Source organism: Vibrio brasiliensis LMG 20546 (genome assembly GCF_000189255.1).
Taxonomy (GTDB): domain Bacteria; phylum Pseudomonadota; class Gammaproteobacteria; order Enterobacterales; family Vibrionaceae; genus Vibrio; species Vibrio brasiliensis.
The window spans coordinates 98,021-117,223 of sequence record NZ_AEVS01000049.1 but is presented as its reverse complement, the minus strand read 5'-3'; the positions used below and the strand labels follow the sequence as shown (position 1 = coordinate 117,223).

Below are 19,203 nucleotides of genomic sequence, written 5' to 3'. Positions count from 1 at the left end.
GATATTACTTAGCTAAGTGATTGTTAAATAACGTATTCACAATTAGTATGAAAGAATCTGTTTTATCATTTTTTCTGATTGTTCGAGGTAGTGACCACCGAACTGATTGTAATGATTAAGCAAATGGTAAAGGTTATAGATGTCTTTGCGTTCACTGTAGCTCAGATCAAGCGGCAAGATGCTTTCATAGCCTTGATAGAATTCTGGCTGGAACCCTTCGAACAGCTCTGTCATTGCGATATCACACTCCCTATCACCCCAATAGGAGGCAGGATCATAGCAGATTGGCCCAAATACAGAGTTGGCCACATTGCCGTGCCATAGGTCGCCGTGGAGTAGAGAAGGTTTTGGTTGGTGGTTGGCAAGCCGATTACGTATTAAGTCGGTAAAGTCATTAATATCGACCAGGTTGATGCCTTTTTCTTGCATCAATTGCAGTTGCCAACCTATACGTTGCTCTGCAAAGAACCGCGCCCACTTTCGATCCCATTTATTGGGCTGGATTGTCTCACCAATGAAGTTGTCCTGATCAAAACCGTATTCTTGTTGCTCTCCCCACTGATGGAGTTTGGCGAGCTGCTGACCAAACAGATAGCTATTCTTGTTGTCATCGAGAGGTTTAGTTGGCAGATAGTTGAGAGCAATAAAAGCATTGTCTTTTGTGGTACCAGTTAATACAAGCTCAGGGACCGCTACGGTTCGACTCTCGCGAAGGATGTGGATGCACTCTGCTTCGGCTTCGAATTTACTCAAACAATCTCGCTTATTAACTTTTACGAAATAGCGCTGTTCACCGTCTGAAATCATATAACATTCGTTGATTTCACCACCATGAACTTTCTCTTTTTCACGTATTTCAAAAGCGAACATCAAGGTTTCAGAAAGCTGTTTCGATATGGCTTGCCACATAACTTTTCCTAGGTCAGATGCATTTAACTACAGTGTAGAAGAACATTACAGTGAATACTGATTCATAGTGCAAAAAATTCAACGATTTAGATAATCAAAGCTGTCAAAGTTGCAAAGTGTGAAGTGTGTCCCTCATCGCATTATTCGCTACAAATTATGCTATTAATTAAACGTGAGTAATATTTGAATCTGCTTCAGCTTTCGTATTTAGATCAAAATATGTCTAATAGAGATAAGCTACCATAGTGAGAACTGTGCAACTATTCAGCAACTGAACGGACACAAGTTGTGAAAACTCATTGATATGTCTTAGTATTAAAGATGGATATCGACGGCATGACAATAATGGAGATGAACTGTGGTTGTTGAAACCGATGGTTACCTAGCTCTGATAGAGCACTTAGCTTTCAACTTGGACGTGTTTGCTTCTGATGAGGGAGACACTGGTACTGAGAGTGTCGAAGATGTCGTAACCGACATGGTCGCAAGTAATATTATGGCTATTTTTGAGCAGAACCCTGAGCTTCACTCAAGTGTGCGCTTCCAACTATTAAAAGAAGCGGACTCTGTAGTGGAAGATTTGGGCGAGGTGCTGGCAGGCGTGTGGGCAAAACCTGCGACCAATGAGCAAATTGGTTTTCTTGATGAATACATAGCCCTGGTTAAAAACCTGTTTGACTCAGCAGTCGCTAAATACGATTAAAGACAGGGACCTTTCTTAGTTCATTTCAGGCGAGAGACTCACTCGTCTGAAATGCCAATACTTATCAGCCCAATATGGGTTGTCCAGCCTAGAAATAATGACGCCTTTTGATGTAGAAGCGTGCATGAATTGCTTCGAGCCGATATAAACACCTACATGACGAGTGTTAGGCGCCGTTTTGAAGAAGACCAAGTCACCGACAGCAGCCTGCTGATATCCGATCTTCGTGCCTATTTTAGCTTGATCCCGAGTGGTGCGAGGTAACTGAATTCCCATCGCTTGTTGAAAGGCCGTCTGAACAAAAGCAGAGCAATCAACGCCATTGAGAGAAGTGCCGCCAAGTCGATAAGGAACGCCTTCCCACTTGTCGTAAACTGTGATGAAAGATTGCTTAACAACCATAGGGTTAGCTATTGGCGCAGGAGCAGAATGGTTAATCGTATCCCCTGAAGCTTGAGAGGGCACCTGACTACTACACGCCGATAATAAACTTGTCAGCATCAGCGCTTTGAGCAAATGAGCATGTGAAAACTGCGTCATAATAAAAACTCTTGATTGCAATCTAACCGTAACAATATCGCCATAATATCCTCGCCAGAAATTCCTCAATTCAGGACCTGACCTTCATTATGGACGCGATGAAAAAAGGCAAATTCTCACTGTCACTCATTCAGACAATCAGTGCAGTATTCTTTTCAATAACCTTACTCGTCATTTTACTCTCTGTCACTAGCATAAACAGTTTAGAAAACATCAGACAACGTTTTTCAGAGCTTTCTGAACAGGCTCTGCCATTAGCGACGACGAATGCTCAGCTTACGCAAAATATTCTGGAGCAGGTCAAACAATTAAGTTATGCGACACAGACTGAACAGGTCGATTCACTGCAAACTATCGAAAACATGATTGTGGCGCATAGCCAACTAAGTGGGACGCTGGTAAGCAGAGTTGAATCAATTTCTGCGCAATTCAATAATGCTATTTCTCCACAACAAACTGAACAGTTAGCTTCGTTATTAATGTCACTTGAGCAACTTAGCACCAGCGTCGTTAATACCCAGCGACAGTTGTTAAACCGTCAACAGACGATTGATGATGAACTGGACGGTTTTCGCTACGGTTTGGGAACGATTGGTCCGGAAATGAGTCGAATCAGCTCCTTTTTAGTGGGGGATAATCCTGAATCCGCTGACGCCGCAAATCGTTTTATTGCTAATGTAAGCTCAATGGAAAGCTCATTTGTTCAGCTTATGATGACAGCGGACCTTAGCCAGGCTGAGCAATCATATCGAGAGATAAACAGCCGTTTAGCTGGGGTAAACCTTGCGTATGACGATTTCAAACAATGGCACCCTGACATTGTCGAGTTTGCCAGCTTAACCGCGGGTTACGATATCGTGCTATCTGGCTTTGCAGATAACGCGATCATTGATCAGATTCTGGCTAAACTCGAGCTAGCGAACCAGCAACGCAGTCAGGTTGAACAAGTTGTTGTTCTAGCGGATCAAACCATCGCGTTACTCAACGACATTTCCTCGACAGCTGAGTCATTGATCGGTAATAGCCAGCTGGTAGTGAGTTCGACGATGCAGACAACGGCGACTGTGGTCTTAGCCAGTGGCACCTTGCTGGTAGTGGTGGTCATCATTGCCTGGTTTATCTTGCGCGCTTGGACCAACAGAGGTCTGAAAAACATTCTGCTTAACCTCAATCGAATCACCGAGCACGACTTAACTGGTCAGGCGCAACTGGTTGGCCCATACGAAATGAAGGAAATCGCCAACAAACTCAATCAGGTGATTCAATCTACTAATGAGTCGATCGCGACTGTCACTAGAAATTGTGAGACTCTTTATCAGACTGCCGAAATCAGCCATGGTGCGGCAGAGCAGTCCAATCAAAGCTTAACTGAACAGAATCAATCGCTTGCCAGTATGATTGCGACCATTAATCAGCTTGAAGCTTCGATTCGTGAAATATCCACAGTGACTGCCGAGTCTTACAATGAGTCCAAATCAGCCACAAACTATTCTGAGCTCGGAGTGAGTGCGATTGAACAGAACCAATCGCGCCTGAAATCACTGGAAACAACGCTTAATGCTAACGAAGATTCAATGGTCGAGCTTGATAAACGGGTCAAGCAGATCCGCGAAATGGTTGACCTGATATCGGGAATTGCAGAGAACACCAATTTACTCGCACTTAACGCTGCGATCGAAGCTGCTCGTGCCGGCGAGCAGGGCAGAGGCTTTGCCGTTGTTGCCGATGAAGTACGTAAGTTGGCCAGTGATACTTCTAACCAGACGACCAATATACGAGAACGCATGAATCAGTTAGTTGCTGCGGCAGAACGCTCGCGTGTAGCGGTTGAGGAATCCAGGCAGGAAATGGTTAATGCACTTGAGTCGAGTGAAGTAGTTAGATCTACTTTCAATGATATCGAGGCTGCTGTCACTCATATCAGAACTCGAGTTGAGCAAGTCTCGATAGCGACTGAAGAGCAGGAACGCGCCACAGAGCATGTTAGCAGTTCGGTTGCGCGTATTTCACAGCAGGGTCAACAAACTAAGTTACAACTAGAGTCTATGGTTGAAAGCTCGCAACAAGTTTCGGGTATCGCCGGTAATCAACAAGCGATGTTACACAAATACTCTATTTAGAATGCTCATTTCTGAACGGTTGTAAGAGCATTTTATCGATACGTTGCTCTAGCGCCGTTTGGAAGGCAGGAATACCAATTTTGACCTTATCATGGCCCAGTTCAGGCTGAGCGCGATAAGTAGAGAACAAGCGATCCCACACAGATAGAAAGAAGCCAAAATTAGAGTGCGTCTCTTTGGTGATTACCGAATGATGGACACGGTGCATGTCGGGAGTGACGACCACTTTTCTAAGCCAATGGTCCAGTTTTAGCGGTAGATAGGCATTACTGTGATTAAACATCGCACTGGCGTTTAAGATTATTTCGAAGACCAGTATCGCCAAGGGTGATACACCCAGAGCGATAATCAAACCGATTTTAATCCACATTGAGAGAATGATTTCTATCGGATGAAAACGGCTACCTGTGGTTACGTCGATATCCTGATCAGAGTGATGCATACGATGCAGGCGCCACAATACAGGCACGCGATGGAAAACCAGATGCTGTAAATAAATCGCTAAGTCGAGGAGAATGACAGCGATAATGAGTTTATACAGGTCGGCAATGCCAGGGAACTGATTCAATAAACCGATTTGATGATTTTGGGCATAGAAAGCGGCTTCAATGGCAAGAATTGGCATCAAAAGCGTTAAACATAGTGAGTTAAAAGCCACCAGGCCAAGATTGTTCAGCCAGCGATACAATTTGTGCTGAGTGAGTTGTTTGCGAGGAGTAAGACACTCCCATATTCCGCACAGTACAAGGACGCCTATAAAGAAGCTTAATCGAATCATTTCTGGATTTTGCATTAATACTATTCCTTGCAACTGATTTAAGGGTGAGTAAACTGGCTCACCTTTGACATTATCTACATTGCGCCATGAGAATTCACGCTTTTCATCACTTGTATCAGCAACGCCTGGAACGTTCAACTAAACCTTTCAATGCTCGCGGGAGTAAAGTATCCCGTTGCCAGTATTGTCAGGTCGCGCAGCAAGACTGTTTGTGTGAGCATCAACCCTCACCAAGTGATGAGGTTGCGGTACTGTTGTTGGTTTCAGACAACGAAGTTTTTAAGCCGAGTAACACTGGCCGGCTTATTCTTGATACGGTAGAAGAGGCTTTTGCGTTCCAATGGAGCAGAACTGAACCAGAGCAAGATATGCTCGATTTGCTCAATGACCCTCGCTATCAACCTATTGTGGTGTTTCCGGATCAATATGTGGAAGATAAAACAAGGCTGATAGCAAGTGACGCAACCAGTAAAGATTTTCAACGTAAACCGCTATTGATCCTTCTTGATGGCAGTTGGCGAGAAGCACGTCGCATGTTTAACAAATCACCGTATCTCAACGCATTGCCGGTATTGTCAATCAATCCTGATCAGGTATCACAGTACATGATGCGCCGTTCCGACAACGAGAAACATCTCGCGACCGCAGAAGTCGCTTCACTGGTGTTTCAACAATTGGGTCATGATAGATTACATCAGACTTTGGCGATGTGGTTCGATGTATTCCGTGAGTCCTATCTCAACAGTAAAACGCGCAATAGACGCGATGATACCAAGCCAGCACTCAAAGCCTACCTTAGCGCCAGAAACGAGAAATCACTCTAATTATTGCACTCTGGTTGGGTACAGACTGCTCAGTTAGGAGTAACGCAAAGCTAAATTGGTTATGTATCACAGTTTGTAGGCGTAGCTATATGGATAATGGTGCGATTATAAATTTTTTGATTGATTTTTTCTGGGAGAGATAAGATGTACTACGGCTTTGACGTTGGTGGCACTAAGATTGAGTTTGGCGCTTTCAATGAAAAACTGGAGCGAGTGGCTACTGAGCGAGTACCAACGCCAACGGACAACTATGAGCTATTGGTTGAGACCATTGCCGGGCTAGTTGAAAAGTACGATCAAGAGTTTGGTTGTGAAGGCACGATTGGCCTTGGCTTGCCTGGCATGGAAGATGCCGATGATGCAACAGTGTTAACGGTTAACGTTCCTGCGGCTAAGGGTAAACCTCTTCGTCACGATCTAGAGAAAAAGATCGGTCGTAGTGTAAAAATCGAAAATGACGCTAACTGTTTTGCACTTTCAGAAGCCTGGGATGAAGAACTCAAAGATTCACCATCGGTGATGGGGCTGATCTTAGGCACTGGTTTTGGTGGCGGCCTAATCTATGACGGTGCGGTTTTCTCTGGACGTAACCACGTTGCTGGTGAGCTGGGTCATATGCGCCTTCCAATTGATGCCTGGTTCCACCTGGGTGACAATGCACCACTATTAGGCTGTGGTTGTGGTAAGAAAGGTTGTTTAGATAGCTACCTGTCTGGTCGTGGTTTTGAGTTGATTTACGCTCACTACTTCGGTGAAGAGAAGAAAGCAATTGATATCATTAAAGCGTATCAGCAGGGGGAAGAGAAGGCGAGTGAGCACGTAGAGCGCTTTATGGAGCTATTGGCAATCTGTTTTGCCAACATCTTTACTGCTAATGACCCGCACGTGGTAGCACTCGGTGGTGGTCTTTCGAATTTCGAACTGATCTATGAAGAGATGCCAAAGCGTGTGCCTAAATACCTGCTTTCGGTAGCGAAATGTCCAAAGATCATTAAGGCAAAACATGGTGACTCAGGCGGTGTACGCGGCGCGGCCTTCCTAAACATCAAATAATAAAAACGGGACCTTGGGGTCCCGTTTTTATTTACCTAAGTTTTATTAATTCGCTCAACTTCTAGCACAATGTCGTCAAATGGCTGAGGCTTACTGATCAGGTAGCCCTGAATATATCGACATCCAAGCTCCTGTAACAGGTTGAGTTGCTGATAGTCTTCAACGCCTTCGGCGATAACATCTAACCCAAGCTGATCAGCTAATAAGTTCACTGACTTAATCAATACCGCATTATTCTGATTGGTTGAGATATCTTTAACGAAAGAGCGATCAATCTTGAGGATATCAATCGAGTTCTTCATCAGATTAGAGAACGAAGCATACCCGGTACCAAAGTCATCCAGAGCAACTTTGACTCCTTTACTGCGCAGAACCCTTAGTAACTCCTGAACATGAGGTTTATCTTCAAGTGGAATCGATTCTGTTACCTCGATAATAATGTCTTTTTCACTCAGGCCAGAATTACGAATAATGTTCAATATAGAACAGTTTGCCTGATCTTCTTCACTCAGTTCATCGATTGAGCGGTTAATCGAGATAGCGATATTATCATGACCAAGTGCCTTCAACTTCTTCAAATCCTGACAAGACTTCTCAAGAATGATTTCGCCCAGTTGGAAGATGTAGCCAAGTTTTTCAGCGATAGGTATGAACTCAAACGGAGAGATCATCTCACCATCTTCCGTCCAACGAGCAAGTGCTTCGAGCTTAACGACCTTCTCACTGTTTAAATCTAAGATAGGCTGATAGAACACATCAATACGCTTTTCATCAATGGCTTTTTTCAGGCGGGCGCCAAGAGCGTACTGGCGTGCAACTCGTTTCTCTAGCTGGCTCGAATAGATAGACGTCGACGGTGTAGGGTCGCTCTTAGCCTGTCTTAGTGCATAGTAGGCTTGTTTGATAGGATGGGTTTTGCTATCAAACTCACTCATGTTTGAACAGCCAATGTTGACCAGCAGATCGATTTCATGGTCATCGATGGTCACGGCTGTTTCGATTTGCGAGCGGACAAAGCTAACAAACTTATTCACGCCTTCCAGACTGTCCTGACTAAAGCTAAGAGCAAACTGGTCAGGACCATAGCGACAAATGTTAATTTGCTTAGTGTCAAAGTTGGTTGCAAGAGTATGACCAACATGGACAAGAACCTTGTTACCAAACGATTCTCCGTACATGTTGTTGATCGACGAGAAGCGTTTAATATCTAAGATGAGAACGGTTTGGTTATCTGTCTCTTGGAGCGCTTTGATAAAGTTTTCGCGTGTTTGCAGACCCGTAAAGTCGTGCTCATTCTTATAGTTGTTAAGCTCGCTTTCAATGGACTTAATTTCACTCAGGTCTTCAAATGTAGCGATGTAATTCTGAATCTCGCCGACACGATTTCTTAACACATAAATAGTCAGTTTTTCTGGATAAACAGCGCCAAACTTGGTTTGGTTCCAAACCTCACCACTCCAGTGTCCTTGCTCATGAAGTTCAGCCCACATTTTCTGATAAAAACTGGCGGGATGCAGGCTAGAGCTCAAAATTGAAGGGGATTGACCTTCGAGTTCAGCAAAAGAGTAGCCAGTGATATCTTCAACTTTGGAGTTAGTGCTAATGATGCGGTTATGCTTATCAGTAATTAATACTCCGTTACTCGAAAGATCGACCACTTTTTGCGCAATGGTAAAGTCTGCTTCCAGTTGCGAGATATCAGTCGTGTTACGAATATTTCCGACGACCTTGCGTAGTTCACCTGATGGAGTAAATTTCTTTATATAACTGATTTCAAACTGTTTGTTTATCGCACACATTTCACGATAAACAGTGACAGTCTTGGCTTCATCACCAGAGCTGACATCACTTACAAACCGATCTAAGCTAATCTTGCTCTTAAAAATATACGAACGGAAGAAGTCTGCGAAGTGGAGCTGTTGATTCTCTGTGATGCCAACCATCTTGGCCAGATTTTTGGAATAACTAAAATGATTCTGACTAATATCCCAGGTCCACGAACCACTTTGAGTCAGTTGTTCTGAGCGCTCGAACTGCGCTAACAGTCGATCTTTCTGGTTCGCTAAGCGCTGTTGGAGAATCGTTTTACCGATTAGAAATCCCAGTGTTTCCAGCCAGGTATTATCGAACTGGATATCTGGTAACTCAGTATCGTACATCAGAGCGATAACACCAATGACCTTACCGCTACGAGATTGAATAGGAATACCGAGATAACTCTTGGCGTTTATGACTTGTAAGATGATGTCATCAGGAAACTGTTGCTGAATGTTGTCTTGGTAAATACAGATTTCACGATTGTCTAAAACCAATTCACAAGGCGTACCACCCAAAGAATAGGTGATGTTGTCGGCTAAATCGCCGTTGTGCAAATAGCAGTGCGTGTGAGCGAGTTTTTGTTCTAGATCGTACTCTGCAATCAGGCAGTGCTGTGGGTGATAGCGCGAATAGACGTCTTGTAAACAGCGGTGGTAAAGCTCTTGTTCATTTCTTGAATCGATGACTTTTGTGATGAGCGATTCCATTTAGAGGGGCTAATCCTTGTTAAAATTAATTAAATATTTTTATGGTACAGAAGGCTGCAATAAATATTCACACAGCACACGGTAAATGTATATGTACAATGTACGGTTTTGTGAGGGGAATGTTGTCAGAATATAAAATTATCAATGGGTGAGAAAAGGCTGATAGCCAGCCTTTTCTAAGCAAGGGGGGGAGTTAAGACTTCTTCTTACCGACGCCGAGGTTCTCTTTCTGCGCCAGTGTAATCTTGCTAAAGCCTAATTTTTTAAAGTGGTTATCACGATAGTTACGTACAGCTTTAGTATCAGAAATCGCTTCGATCTGCTGTTCCATCTTAAGATAGGCAGAGATGTCAATTCCTTCCGCTTCTGCAACCGCTTCATGAATATTTCGGTGCTTCTCATAAGAAAAAGTCAGTGTTTTGTCTTGGTCTTTGTAGGTGTAAAGAATTGTACGCGCCATAGAGATGTTTAACCCGTTTAAAAATAAAAGGCCAGCTTGGCTGGCCTCTGATAAAGAATGGCTAGATTCTGCCTTGAAGAGGGATGATTGTCACGCTTTCTCCCACTTTTACCGTATCAACGGCAGGCGATATCTCGATCAGACAGTTGGCCTCACTCATAGAGCGTAGGATGCCTGAGCCTTGTTTGCCAGTGGTGGTAACAGTGAGCTGGCCACGAGAGTCTAGTTGATAGACACCACGACTGAACTCAGTACGACCCTGACGAGAGCGCAGTGACTCAGTGGCAATGGCGTTTACTTTCAATGGTTGCCAATCGACTTCGCCTTGCATTTTACGTAGCGCTGGTTCGACGAAATTAATAAACGACACCATTACGGCAACAGGATTGCCCGGTAGGCCAAAGAAAGGCTTATCATTGATCTGGCCGAAAGCAAGAGGACGACCTGGTCGCATATTGATACGCCAGAAATCGATGCTCCCTAATTGATCGAGCGCCAGTTTAATATAGTCGGCGTCGCCCACCGATACGCCGCCAGACGTGATGACAACATCTGCTTGTGCGGAAGCTTGTTGTAAAGCATCCACCATGGTTTGCTGGTCATCTTCAAGAATACCGAAATCGAGGATTTCACAGCCAAGATTTTGTAACATTCCCATGATAGTGAAGCGGTTAGAATCGAAAATCGAGTTTGCTTTCTGTTCACTGCCAGGTGCTTGAACTTCATCACCAGTGGAGAAAACAGCAACTTTAAGCTTACGGTAAACGTCGCAGTCGCCGAAACCCAGTGACGCGATCATCCCCATCTCTGCAGAACTAAGGCGCTGACCCTGAGAAAAGACATCGCTTCCCATTGGAAGGTCTTCACCTGCTTGACGGACATTTTGTCCCTGCTTAATGGTCGCTCCAGAAAATGTGACACCGTCACTAGTTTCGGTTGCCTGTTCGCGCATCACAACGGTATCGGCAAGCTCTGGTGTCGGTGCACCAGTCATAATTTTTACTGCCTGACCTTTTTCTAATGGTCGGTCATACGCATGACCTGCCAGAACCTCTGCAACGATCTGATAGTGCTGACGGTCAAGGTCATCGCCGCGAATCGCATAACCATCCATCGCTGAGTTAGTGTACTGAGGAACATTCACCGGTGAGATGATGTCGCCTGCCAAAACACGGCCAAAACTTGACTCAACTGAACAAGATTCGGTGTCAGTGACCGTGTTTACCAGCGATAAGATCTTTTCCTGCCCCTGAGTTACAGAGAGAAAAGCAGGGGAGAGTGTGTCACAACATGCTGCTGGAGATTGACTCTCTTGACCACCTTGTCGTGCGTACTGAATTACAAATTCAGCGATAGAATCAAGATCATTGATATCCATCTGAGGCAGGTCACTATCATCGACTTGAGTATCGGCAGCGATAGCGATGATATTGGTGTCGTTCGGGTAAAGCCACGGCTTGCCAACCACTTCTCGATGCAGCTCAATCTTAGGGAAAGCGATGTTTTTACAGCCTTCGACCAAGATAATATCCAGCTTGTCGCAATCAAAGCGAGTTAACAGATATTCGAACTCCGATTCTGCGTCAGGCGTTTCAGTCATCAATGCATAGCGGTTGCGTGATGAAATCAGCATCTGAGTCGCACCAGCTTTGCGCAGGCGGTAGCTATCTTTACCTTCTTTATCTACATCAAAGTTGTGGTGCGCGTGTTTCAGCATACCAATACGCAGAGCAGCTTCGGTAAGTTGTGGTAGCAAAGCCTCTAACAGGGTAGTTTTGCCTGTACCTGAGTAGGCGGCGAAACCTAAGATAGGAACGGTTGTTGTATTAATCATCAGTTAATCGTACCGAATTGAGCCAGTTCTTCTGGGGTGTTCAAATTGACGAAGCAGTTTGGTGAGTCACTAAAATCAACATACTGAGTATGGCACTCTTTATAGAGCAGGATGATTTTCCGATCTCCGCGTTCCAAGAAAGCCGTTAACTTAGGCAGAACACGTTTATGATAAAGGGTGAAGACGGGTTGTTGATGGTCGCCATCATGAGCGACCAAAATATCAGTTTCGTCGGTGACAGCACTGCAGAATCTCTCAACAAGATCTGTATTGATCAATGGGCTGTCGCACGGAACAAAACCGACCCAGTCAGTACCCGCGTTGACCAGACCAGCATGAATACCGCCCATAGGGCCAGGGTAATCTTTGAATTGGTCGCTAAATACGTGGGCAAATTCTGTATAGGCATCTTGGTTACGGTTTGCGTTAATCAAAATGCGTTCAGTTTGGGGGGTAAGCCGCTCAATCACATGCTGAATGAGCGGTTTATTATTTAGTTGAACAAGTCCTTTGTCTTGTCCGCCCATACGGGTTGCTTGTCCACCAGCTAAGATAACCCAGCTAGTTTGCGTTGGAAGAAGCATAATTCGTTTGTAACTCTTTATCGGTTATTACTTGAAGCAGAGGAGACTCTACCAAAGTTGCCTCTTTAATCCACCATTGTTTGCGGCATAGATCGGTCAACGCATTCTGTTGATGGCTGGTAATCACCAGGCTAGAGCCACGATCAAGAAGATCTTGAGCCATCACAACTAAGCGTTCAATAGATTCCTGATCCAAAGAGGCACTGGGTTCATCCATCAGTAGAATCGACGGTTTTAAAATCCAAGCTCGAGCCATCGCGACACGTTGCTTTTCACCACCGGATAAAACTGAGATATGTTCGTCTGCAAGAGTTTCCAAGCCTACCATGCGTAACGCGGTAATAACTTGAGCTCGCTTATCTTTTGTCGCTTCTTTTTGGAAGCGGATACCGTAAGCAACGTTTTCGTAGACAGTGCCATCAAACAAGTAGGGAGATTGATGCAGATAGATAACGTTTTTACGGCCTGAACGTGAAAACAGTCGGTTGCGCCAGGTATCACTCGGGGCGACCACTTTTCCTGTGCTGGGTTTAATCAAGCCGGAAAGAATTTTCAGTAAGGTTGTTTTACCAACGCCATTATCACCCTTAAGGTAGATAGCGTCATTTGGACCAATGTTCAATGTAGGGATATGGAATAGCACACGCTCTTTAAAGCGCATAGAAAGTTGCTGTGCCGTTATTTTTATAGTCATACAGCGCCCTTAAGTTCTGAGGTAGCCTTTGCCGCGCATACTGGTCAGCATAAAGTTCAACACTAAAGCTAGAGTCAGTAGCACTATGCCCAGTGCGACACCTTGAGCAAATGCGCCCTTGTGGCTTTCCATCGCAATCGCTGTCGGGATATTTCGTGTGATGCCCATGATATTGCCTCCAACCATGGTCGAGCAGCCGACTTCAGTAACAATGCGTGAGAAAGCAGCGATCGCAGCGGCAAGAAGTGGAAAACGAGTCTCCCAAATCATGGTTGCAATAATACGTGGAATCGAAGCGCCAAGAGTGATCGAGGTTTCAACAGCTCTGCGGTCACTTGACTGCAGCGCACCGTGCATCATAGAAACAAGTACTGGGAAACCGATCAGCATCTGACCAACAATCATGGCTTTCTGAGTAAATAGCATCTGCCAGTCACCAAGCGGGCCTGCACGCGATAACAGCATGTAGAGTAGTAAACCGATAACGACCGTTGGGATTGCCTGAAGTGTATTGATCAGCGAGAGGAACACCCATTTTCCTTTGAACTCGGTATAAGCCAGAACAAAGGAAAAAATGATTGCAGGGAACAACACAATAGAAATTGCGGATAAGGAGACACTAAAGGAGACCGCAACGATCTCCCAAAGTTCTTTGTCGAGGCTCACCAATAAGGTGAGCGCATCGAGTGTTGTTTGCCACAGGCTCATCTAAGATTATTTCTCGTTAGCGTTAGCGACAAATAGTTGCTTACCGTTGAGTTTGAAATCATTAATCAGCTTCTGTCCTTTTGGATTCACTAACCAATCACTAAACTCCTTAGCGCCTTGGTAGTTGATGCTAGGGTAACGTTCCGGGTTTACCAGAATAACCTGATACGGGTTGAACAGTTTTTTATCGCCCTGGAACAGTACTTCTAAATCAAGTTTGTTGTTGTAAGCCAACCATGTACCGCGGTCTGTCATGGTGTAACCCTGCATTTCGTTTGCCATGTTCAGAGTAGGGCCCATACCCTGACCGACACTGCGGTAGCCACCAAAGTTTGGCTCGATCTTAGTCTGTTGCCAGATGCCTTTCTCTTTTTTGTGAGTGCCTGAATCATCGCCGCGCGAAACGAAGGTCGCGTTCATGTTGGCAATGCTCTTAAATACGTCAGCGACATCTTTTTGCTCGCCGATTTTAGCAGGATCTGAATGAGGACCAACGATTACGAAATCATTATACATTAACTTGCGTGGTAGAACGCCATAGCCTTTTTCGACGAAATTCGCTTCTGCTTTTGGTGCGTGAGTCATGACCAAATCTACGTCACCATTTTCTCCCATCTTAAGAGCTTTACCGGTACCAGCAGCGATAACATCAACTTTGTAACCAGTGTCTTTTTCAAATTGCGGCAGAAGGTAGTCAAGCAAACCAGAGTGGTAAGTACTGGTTGTGGTCGCTAGTCGAACGTGAGGAGCATCATCCGCAGATGAAGCAGAGTAACTTACAAGGGCTAAAGACGCTGTTGCGAGTGTAAAAGTAAGTGCTTTCATAGTTGTTATTAATCCATTATTTAATCGTTATTCGATACCTGTATGCAATACGATATCGCCACCAACATGGTTGTGTTATAAATTGGCATGCATATTTAGCAATCTTGATGCCAAAAAATTGCGATCTTTTTCAAACGAATTATCAATAACTTAGACATTAAAAGTTTGATGGGGGACAAAATGTCTCACATTAATTGTAACCGCCTGAGTGAAACTTGGTACACTCTGTCCCAATAGTCACTCATTTAGTGTGGAATACAATGCCTCCTTCATTCGATCCTAACAAAGCCTCACAATATCAGGCATTTTCCGTTCTTGTCGTTGATGACGAATCGGGAATGCAAGCGATCTTAAATAAAGCGCTAAGCAAATGGTTTTCAAAAGTTGACTGTGCCGGAAGCATTGAAGATGCAGAAGTGCTGCGATGCGCAAATCACTATGATTTGATCATTTTGGATATCAACCTGCCGGGACGCTCGGGTATTGAATGGGAAGAAGCCTTTTGTGATGAAGACAAAAAAGCTGACGTGATATTTATGACCGGCTATGCAGACTTAGATACTGCTATATCGGCAATTAAACTCGGCGCGACTGATTTCATTCTTAAACCATTTAACTTAGAACAGATGCTGCATGCGGTTCAGCGCTGTATGGACAAGCGACTCGAACAGCGTCATCAGTTTGCGTTACGTCACGACTTTAAGCGCCACATCGCCACAGACATTGTCGGTGGTTCTGACAAAACCAAGCAACTCAAGCAGCTGATTACCCAGTTTGCACCTTCACGCGCCTCAGTGTTGGTCGAGGGCGAATCGGGCACAGGCAAAGAGCTTGTTGCCAGGGGCGTACATGATGCCAGTCAGCGAACGGGACCATTTGTACCAATCAACTGCGGTGCGATCGCCCCAGAACTTCTTGAAAGTGAGTTGTTTGGTCATACTGCAGGCGCGTTTACCGGTGCAAAGAAAAGTCGCGAGGGCATGTTCCGCGTAGCGAATGGTGGCACGCTATTTCTTGATGAAATCGGTGAGATGCCATTACCAATGCAATCGGCCCTGTTAAGGGTGCTGGAACAGCGGACAATTAGACCTGTCGGTAGTGAAAAAGAGGTAATTGTTGACGTCAGAGTCGTGGCAGCAACGAACCGCAACCTACAAGAAGAGGTCAATAAAGGGAATTTCCGCTCTGATCTTTACTATCGTCTTAATGTTCTCAAAATTGACGTTGCTCCGTTAAGAGAGCGAAAAGCAGACCTGATAGAGCTAGTGCCTTTCTTTACTAAGCTTCTCTCTTCGGAGCTAGGGATGCCAGACCCTAAATGGGCTCACGAAGATGTGTTGGCGATGAACGAGTATGATTGGCCAGGTAATATTCGTGAGCTTAAAAACCTGATCGAACGTTGCATTCTGCTTGGCAAGCCTCCAGCTCACTATTGGCGAGAGCTTCATGGCGATACATTTAAGCCATCAGTCTCGATGAACGTTTCCAGTGGTGTTGAGCTGATAGAGTTGGCTACTGAGACAAACAGTGGTGTTGGCTACCCGAATAGTTGGGCATTGAAAGAGGTCGAGAAAGCGCATATCCAGCAATTAGTCGATCACCATGATGGCAACAAGTCAGCCGCGGCACGCGATTTAGGTGTAGCACGTAAGACGTTAGAGCGTAAATACAAAGAGTGGGATAGCGAGGAGTCCTCCTATGCCGACTAATCTGTCGCTGTGGTCAAAATGGCGCTATCGGTTTAAAACCATGGTGCGCTACCGGCTGATGATCCTGACCTCAGCGCCGATATTCCTGACCTTGTTGGCGTTGATTGGTATCACCATCTATTGGTCTATCCATTATACTTGGCAGAGTGCCCTGATTGATGTCTCTGAGCGTCTTGGCGTGGCTGAAAACAGTATTGAGCTGATTCAGGAACGACAAGCTAACCATGTTAAAGCGTTTGCCAACTCTTACGATTTTGTTAGCCGGGTTAATGATAGCAAGGTTATAGAGTCTGAATTACAGCAATGGGTCTCTAAGCAGCGAATCGAATACAAACTGGACTTCTTACGTTTCCATCGGGTCGACAGCCTGGAAAACAAATTTCGCTTTATGGATCTGACTCGGAGAGAGTCATTCTTTGATGTATTAACCCAGAAGGAACTGAGTAGCTTAGGTCCGGATCTGGTAAAGCGTGCTCAGACACCGATTCTGAATAGTAGTGAGATTGAAGGGCGTGGTTTAGTTAGTCGAACCGTGATTCCAATCTATAACAAAACCAATGACATCATAGGATTCCTTGACGGCGGCTTGCTGCTCAACAACAGCACAGGGCTTGTCGACACCATCCGAGACTTAATCTATCCCTCTAAACAGGACAGTCTTCGTCCGGTAGGGACGTTAACAGTGTTTTTGGATGACCTGCGTGTCAGTACCAACGTCCCGCTTGATAGTGACGATAGATTAGGGCGCGCAATTGGCACAAGAGTATCCGATGAAGTGAAGCGCTCAGTGCTGATTGATGGGGAAGAGTGGGTCGACTTAGCCTTTGTTTATGATGCCTGGTACATCACTGCGTATCAGCCACTGCACGACCAGTACGATAACGTCATTGGTATGCTTTATACCGGATATCTGCTGTGGCCGTTTGTCACCACGTATATGACCAATATTGCCGAGATCTCCATTACAACCTTGATCCTGCTGCTGATTTCTAGCCTATTGGTTTATCGAGGTTCCCGTGATCTGTTTATCCCTATCGAGCATATTCACCGTGTGGTGAAAATGATTCAGCTCGGTAAGGAGACTCGTATCGGTCCCCTTGGTCTGGATGAAAACCACGAGTTGGCGCAGCTGGCTAAACAGTTCGACAACATGCTAGATCTGCTCAAACAACGTAAAAATGAACTGTTACATGCGGCCAATGAGCTGGAATGTAAGGTTCAGGATCGAACCGCCAGCCTGAAAGAGAAAACGGAAGAACTTGAGCTGCACATCAAACTGCTTAACCAAACTCGCGATAAGTTGGTCGTGAATGAGAAACTGGCAGCCCTTGGTGAGCTGACCGCAGGGATCGCCCATGAAATCAACAACCCAACCGCAGTGATTCTTGGTAATGTTGAGCTGATGCAGTTCGAACTTGGCGATGACTCTAACCGAGTCAAAGAAGAGATAGAAGCTATCCACGCTCAGATTGATCGTATTCGTAATATCACCCGCAGCTTGCTGCAATACAGTCGTCAGGGCGGTGTTCAGGATGAGATTACCTGGCAACACGTTAACCCAATTGTCGAAGAGAGTATTACTCTGGTTAAGACGGGTACCAAAAAGCGCGGTGTCGAATTTGAAACTGACCTTTCTGCGCACACGTCGGTAGAAGTTAACCGTCATCAGTTATTGCAGATACTGGTTAATCTACAAATGAATGGTATTCATGCTATGCAAGGCAAAGGTCTGTTGAGTATTTCTACCGAGGATTGGATAGAAGGTGGCAAATCTGTCGGCGCGATTGTTCACGTTAAGGATCATGGCTGCGGTATTAAAGAGGAGAACCTGAAACGAATCTTCTCGCCTTTCTATACCACGAAACGTGACGGCACCGGGTTAGGATTGTCAGTTTCGCAGAGTATTCTCAGTCAGTCTGGTGGCGAGCTGAAAGTAACGTCTGAGTGGGGCAAAGGCAGCTGCTTTAGTATCTACCTGCCTGAGCGAGCCGAACCCGAGCTGAAAATAACCAACCTATAGAATAAGGCCAGAGCGAAAACTCTGGCCTTTTTAATCGCTAAGATTAACCTGCGTTGACAGCGATCTTAGGTGGGCAAATTCCGTGTTTTCTGAACTCTTTCATTACCCTTAAGGTGATGTCCGTTTCGAACAGTTTTTCGTAGGCGGTATCAACTACATACGCTTTACAGGTTAACTGAATCGCAAGGTAATTGTCGGTGATGGTCTGTTTGACGAGCACTGTAACCGGCTTAGGCAGATGGATATAGCGACTTGAAGAGGCGGCTTCCTGTATCAGGTCACGAGCCAGAGTAATGTCTTCATCAAGACCGACATAAAATGGAATCACCACTTGCATGTCTAGTGCACCATAGTTACCACTGACAGTCACCTCATTGAGGAACTTGTTGTTCGGGATAGTGATGATGTCATCGTTAAGCGTACGCATCCTCACAGAGCGCAAGCCAATGGCAATAATATCACCGTAATTTCCCTCAAAGGTTACGCGGTCACCAACTTGGAATGGTCGGTCGACCATAACCGTCATACCCGCTATGAATGAAGCGGCAAGGTCTTTAAGTGCGAAACCGACTGATACCGCAAGCGTACCGCCAATAAGGGCAAGTATTTGATCGTTGATGCGGAAGCTCATCATAAACACCAGAATACCCGCACTCATGTAGATAAAGAACTGCATAAAGGATTGCAGCTTCTGAAGCAACATACGGTATTGGGCAAACTGGCCGCCGATACTCTCGACCATAGAGTTGATAAACTTAAGCAACAGCCAGGTCGCAGCGATCACCAACAATGAGAAGAACACGCCACTCCAGCGAATCAGGCTGGCGATCTGTCCGATGTTCTCGACACTAGCAACTTCCTCAGAAGCGAAAGCTGGGCAGGTCACTAGCAATAAAACAAATAGAAACTTTTTCATA

Annotated in this window: 17 protein-coding genes; 6 read left to right on the top strand and 11 right to left on the bottom strand. The window is 45.2% G+C overall.

From position 1 onward, the window contains the following. Positions 1-42: 42 nt before the first annotated feature. The gene (locus RH46_RS08210) at positions 43-909 is read right to left on the bottom strand and encodes a fructosamine kinase family protein (protein WP_006878946.1); all 867 of its coding nucleotides are present in this window, start codon (positions 907-909) and stop codon (positions 43-45) included. Between the two features lie 358 nt (positions 910-1,267). Here RH46_RS08210 and RH46_RS08205 point away from each other — a divergent pair, with 358 nt between their 5' ends. Then, positions 1,268-1,612: a DUF3802 family protein gene (locus RH46_RS08205; protein WP_006878945.1), complete on the top strand. Its 345-nt coding sequence runs from the start codon at positions 1,268-1,270 to the stop codon at positions 1,610-1,612. A gap of 15 nt (positions 1,613-1,627) precedes the next feature. Here the strand turns inward: RH46_RS08205 and RH46_RS08200 are convergent, their stop codons facing one another. Further along, positions 1,628-2,152, bottom strand: a complete 525-nt coding sequence (locus RH46_RS08200; protein ID WP_006878944.1) for an NlpC/P60 family protein — start codon at positions 2,150-2,152, stop codon at positions 1,628-1,630. Positions 2,153-2,241: 89 nt separating this feature from the next. On the opposite strand from RH46_RS08200, the gene RH46_RS08195 reads away from it, so the two are divergent. Next, complete coding sequence (locus tag RH46_RS08195) at positions 2,242-4,272, top strand: methyl-accepting chemotaxis protein (protein ID WP_006878943.1); 2,031 nt, start codon at positions 2,242-2,244, stop codon at positions 4,270-4,272. Here the strand turns inward: RH46_RS08195 and RH46_RS08190 are convergent. After that, positions 4,265-5,065 carry a sterol desaturase family protein gene (locus tag RH46_RS08190; RefSeq protein ID WP_006878942.1) on the bottom strand — a complete coding sequence of 267 codons (801 nt, stop codon included), beginning with the start codon at positions 5,063-5,065 and terminating at the stop codon, positions 4,265-4,267. The two genes, RH46_RS08195 and RH46_RS08190, sit on opposite strands and share 8 nt — an antisense overlap. Positions 5,066-5,136: 71 nt before the next feature. Here RH46_RS08190 and RH46_RS08185 point away from each other — a divergent pair, with 71 nt between their 5' ends. Further along, the gene (locus RH46_RS08185; RefSeq protein WP_040895427.1) at positions 5,137-5,874 is read left to right on the top strand and encodes a tRNA-uridine aminocarboxypropyltransferase; all 738 of its coding nucleotides are present in this window, start codon (positions 5,137-5,139) and stop codon (positions 5,872-5,874) included. Between the two features lie 144 nt (positions 5,875-6,018). Next, positions 6,019-6,927, top strand: coding sequence for an N-acetylglucosamine kinase (gene nagK / locus RH46_RS08180; protein ID WP_006878940.1), 909 nt, complete (start codon positions 6,019-6,021; stop codon positions 6,925-6,927). A gap of 35 nt (positions 6,928-6,962) precedes the next feature. Here nagK and RH46_RS08175 read toward each other — a convergent pair whose 3' ends face one another. The 7 genes from RH46_RS08175 to RH46_RS08145 form a co-directional block, all read right to left on the bottom strand. After that, the gene (locus RH46_RS08175) at positions 6,963-9,452 is read right to left on the bottom strand and encodes a sensor domain-containing phosphodiesterase (protein ID WP_006878939.1); all 2,490 of its coding nucleotides are present in this window, start codon (positions 9,450-9,452) and stop codon (positions 6,963-6,965) included. A 193-nt stretch (positions 9,453-9,645) separates the two neighbouring features. Then, on the bottom strand, positions 9,646-9,912 hold the full coding sequence (locus RH46_RS08170) for a DUF2960 domain-containing protein (RefSeq protein ID WP_006878938.1): 267 nt from the start codon (positions 9,910-9,912) through the stop codon (positions 9,646-9,648). Between the two features lie 61 nt (positions 9,913-9,973). After that, positions 9,974-11,746, bottom strand: a complete 1,773-nt coding sequence (locus tag RH46_RS08165; RefSeq protein WP_006878937.1) for a bifunctional molybdopterin-guanine dinucleotide biosynthesis adaptor protein MobB/molybdopterin molybdotransferase MoeA — start codon at positions 11,744-11,746, stop codon at positions 9,974-9,976. Further along, a complete protein-coding gene (gene mobA / locus RH46_RS08160) occupies positions 11,746-12,330 on the bottom strand; it encodes a molybdenum cofactor guanylyltransferase MobA (protein WP_006878936.1) in 585 nt (194 codons plus the stop codon). Before mobA ends, RH46_RS08165 begins: the two co-directional genes overlap by 1 nt. Next, positions 12,308-13,024: an energy-coupling factor ABC transporter ATP-binding protein gene (locus RH46_RS08155; RefSeq protein ID WP_006878935.1), complete on the bottom strand. Its 717-nt coding sequence runs from the start codon at positions 13,022-13,024 to the stop codon at positions 12,308-12,310. Before RH46_RS08155 ends, mobA begins: the two co-directional genes overlap by 23 nt. A gap of 9 nt (positions 13,025-13,033) precedes the next feature. Continuing rightward, entirely contained in the window at positions 13,034-13,732 is a 699-nt protein-coding gene (locus RH46_RS08150) for an ABC transporter permease (protein ID WP_006878934.1), read from the bottom strand. Between the two features lie 6 nt (positions 13,733-13,738). Beyond that, positions 13,739-14,557, bottom strand: a complete 819-nt coding sequence (locus tag RH46_RS08145; protein ID WP_006878933.1) for an ABC transporter substrate-binding protein — start codon at positions 14,555-14,557, stop codon at positions 13,739-13,741. 260 nt (positions 14,558-14,817) lie between these two features. On the opposite strand from RH46_RS08145, the gene RH46_RS08140 reads away from it, so the two are divergent. Both RH46_RS08140 and RH46_RS08135 read left to right on the top strand, forming a co-directional pair. Beyond that, entirely contained in the window at positions 14,818-16,266 is a 1,449-nt protein-coding gene (locus RH46_RS08140) for a sigma-54-dependent transcriptional regulator (protein ID WP_006878932.1), read from the top strand. Continuing rightward, complete coding sequence (locus tag RH46_RS08135) at positions 16,256-18,286, top strand: sensor histidine kinase (protein ID WP_006878931.1); 2,031 nt, start codon at positions 16,256-16,258, stop codon at positions 18,284-18,286. Before RH46_RS08140 ends, RH46_RS08135 begins: the two co-directional genes overlap by 11 nt. A gap of 43 nt (positions 18,287-18,329) precedes the next feature. Here RH46_RS08135 and RH46_RS08130 read toward each other — a convergent pair whose 3' ends face one another. Continuing rightward, on the bottom strand, positions 18,330-19,202 hold the full coding sequence (locus RH46_RS08130) for a mechanosensitive ion channel family protein (RefSeq protein WP_006878930.1): 873 nt from the start codon (positions 19,200-19,202) through the stop codon (positions 18,330-18,332). Position 19,203 lies beyond the last annotated feature (1 nt).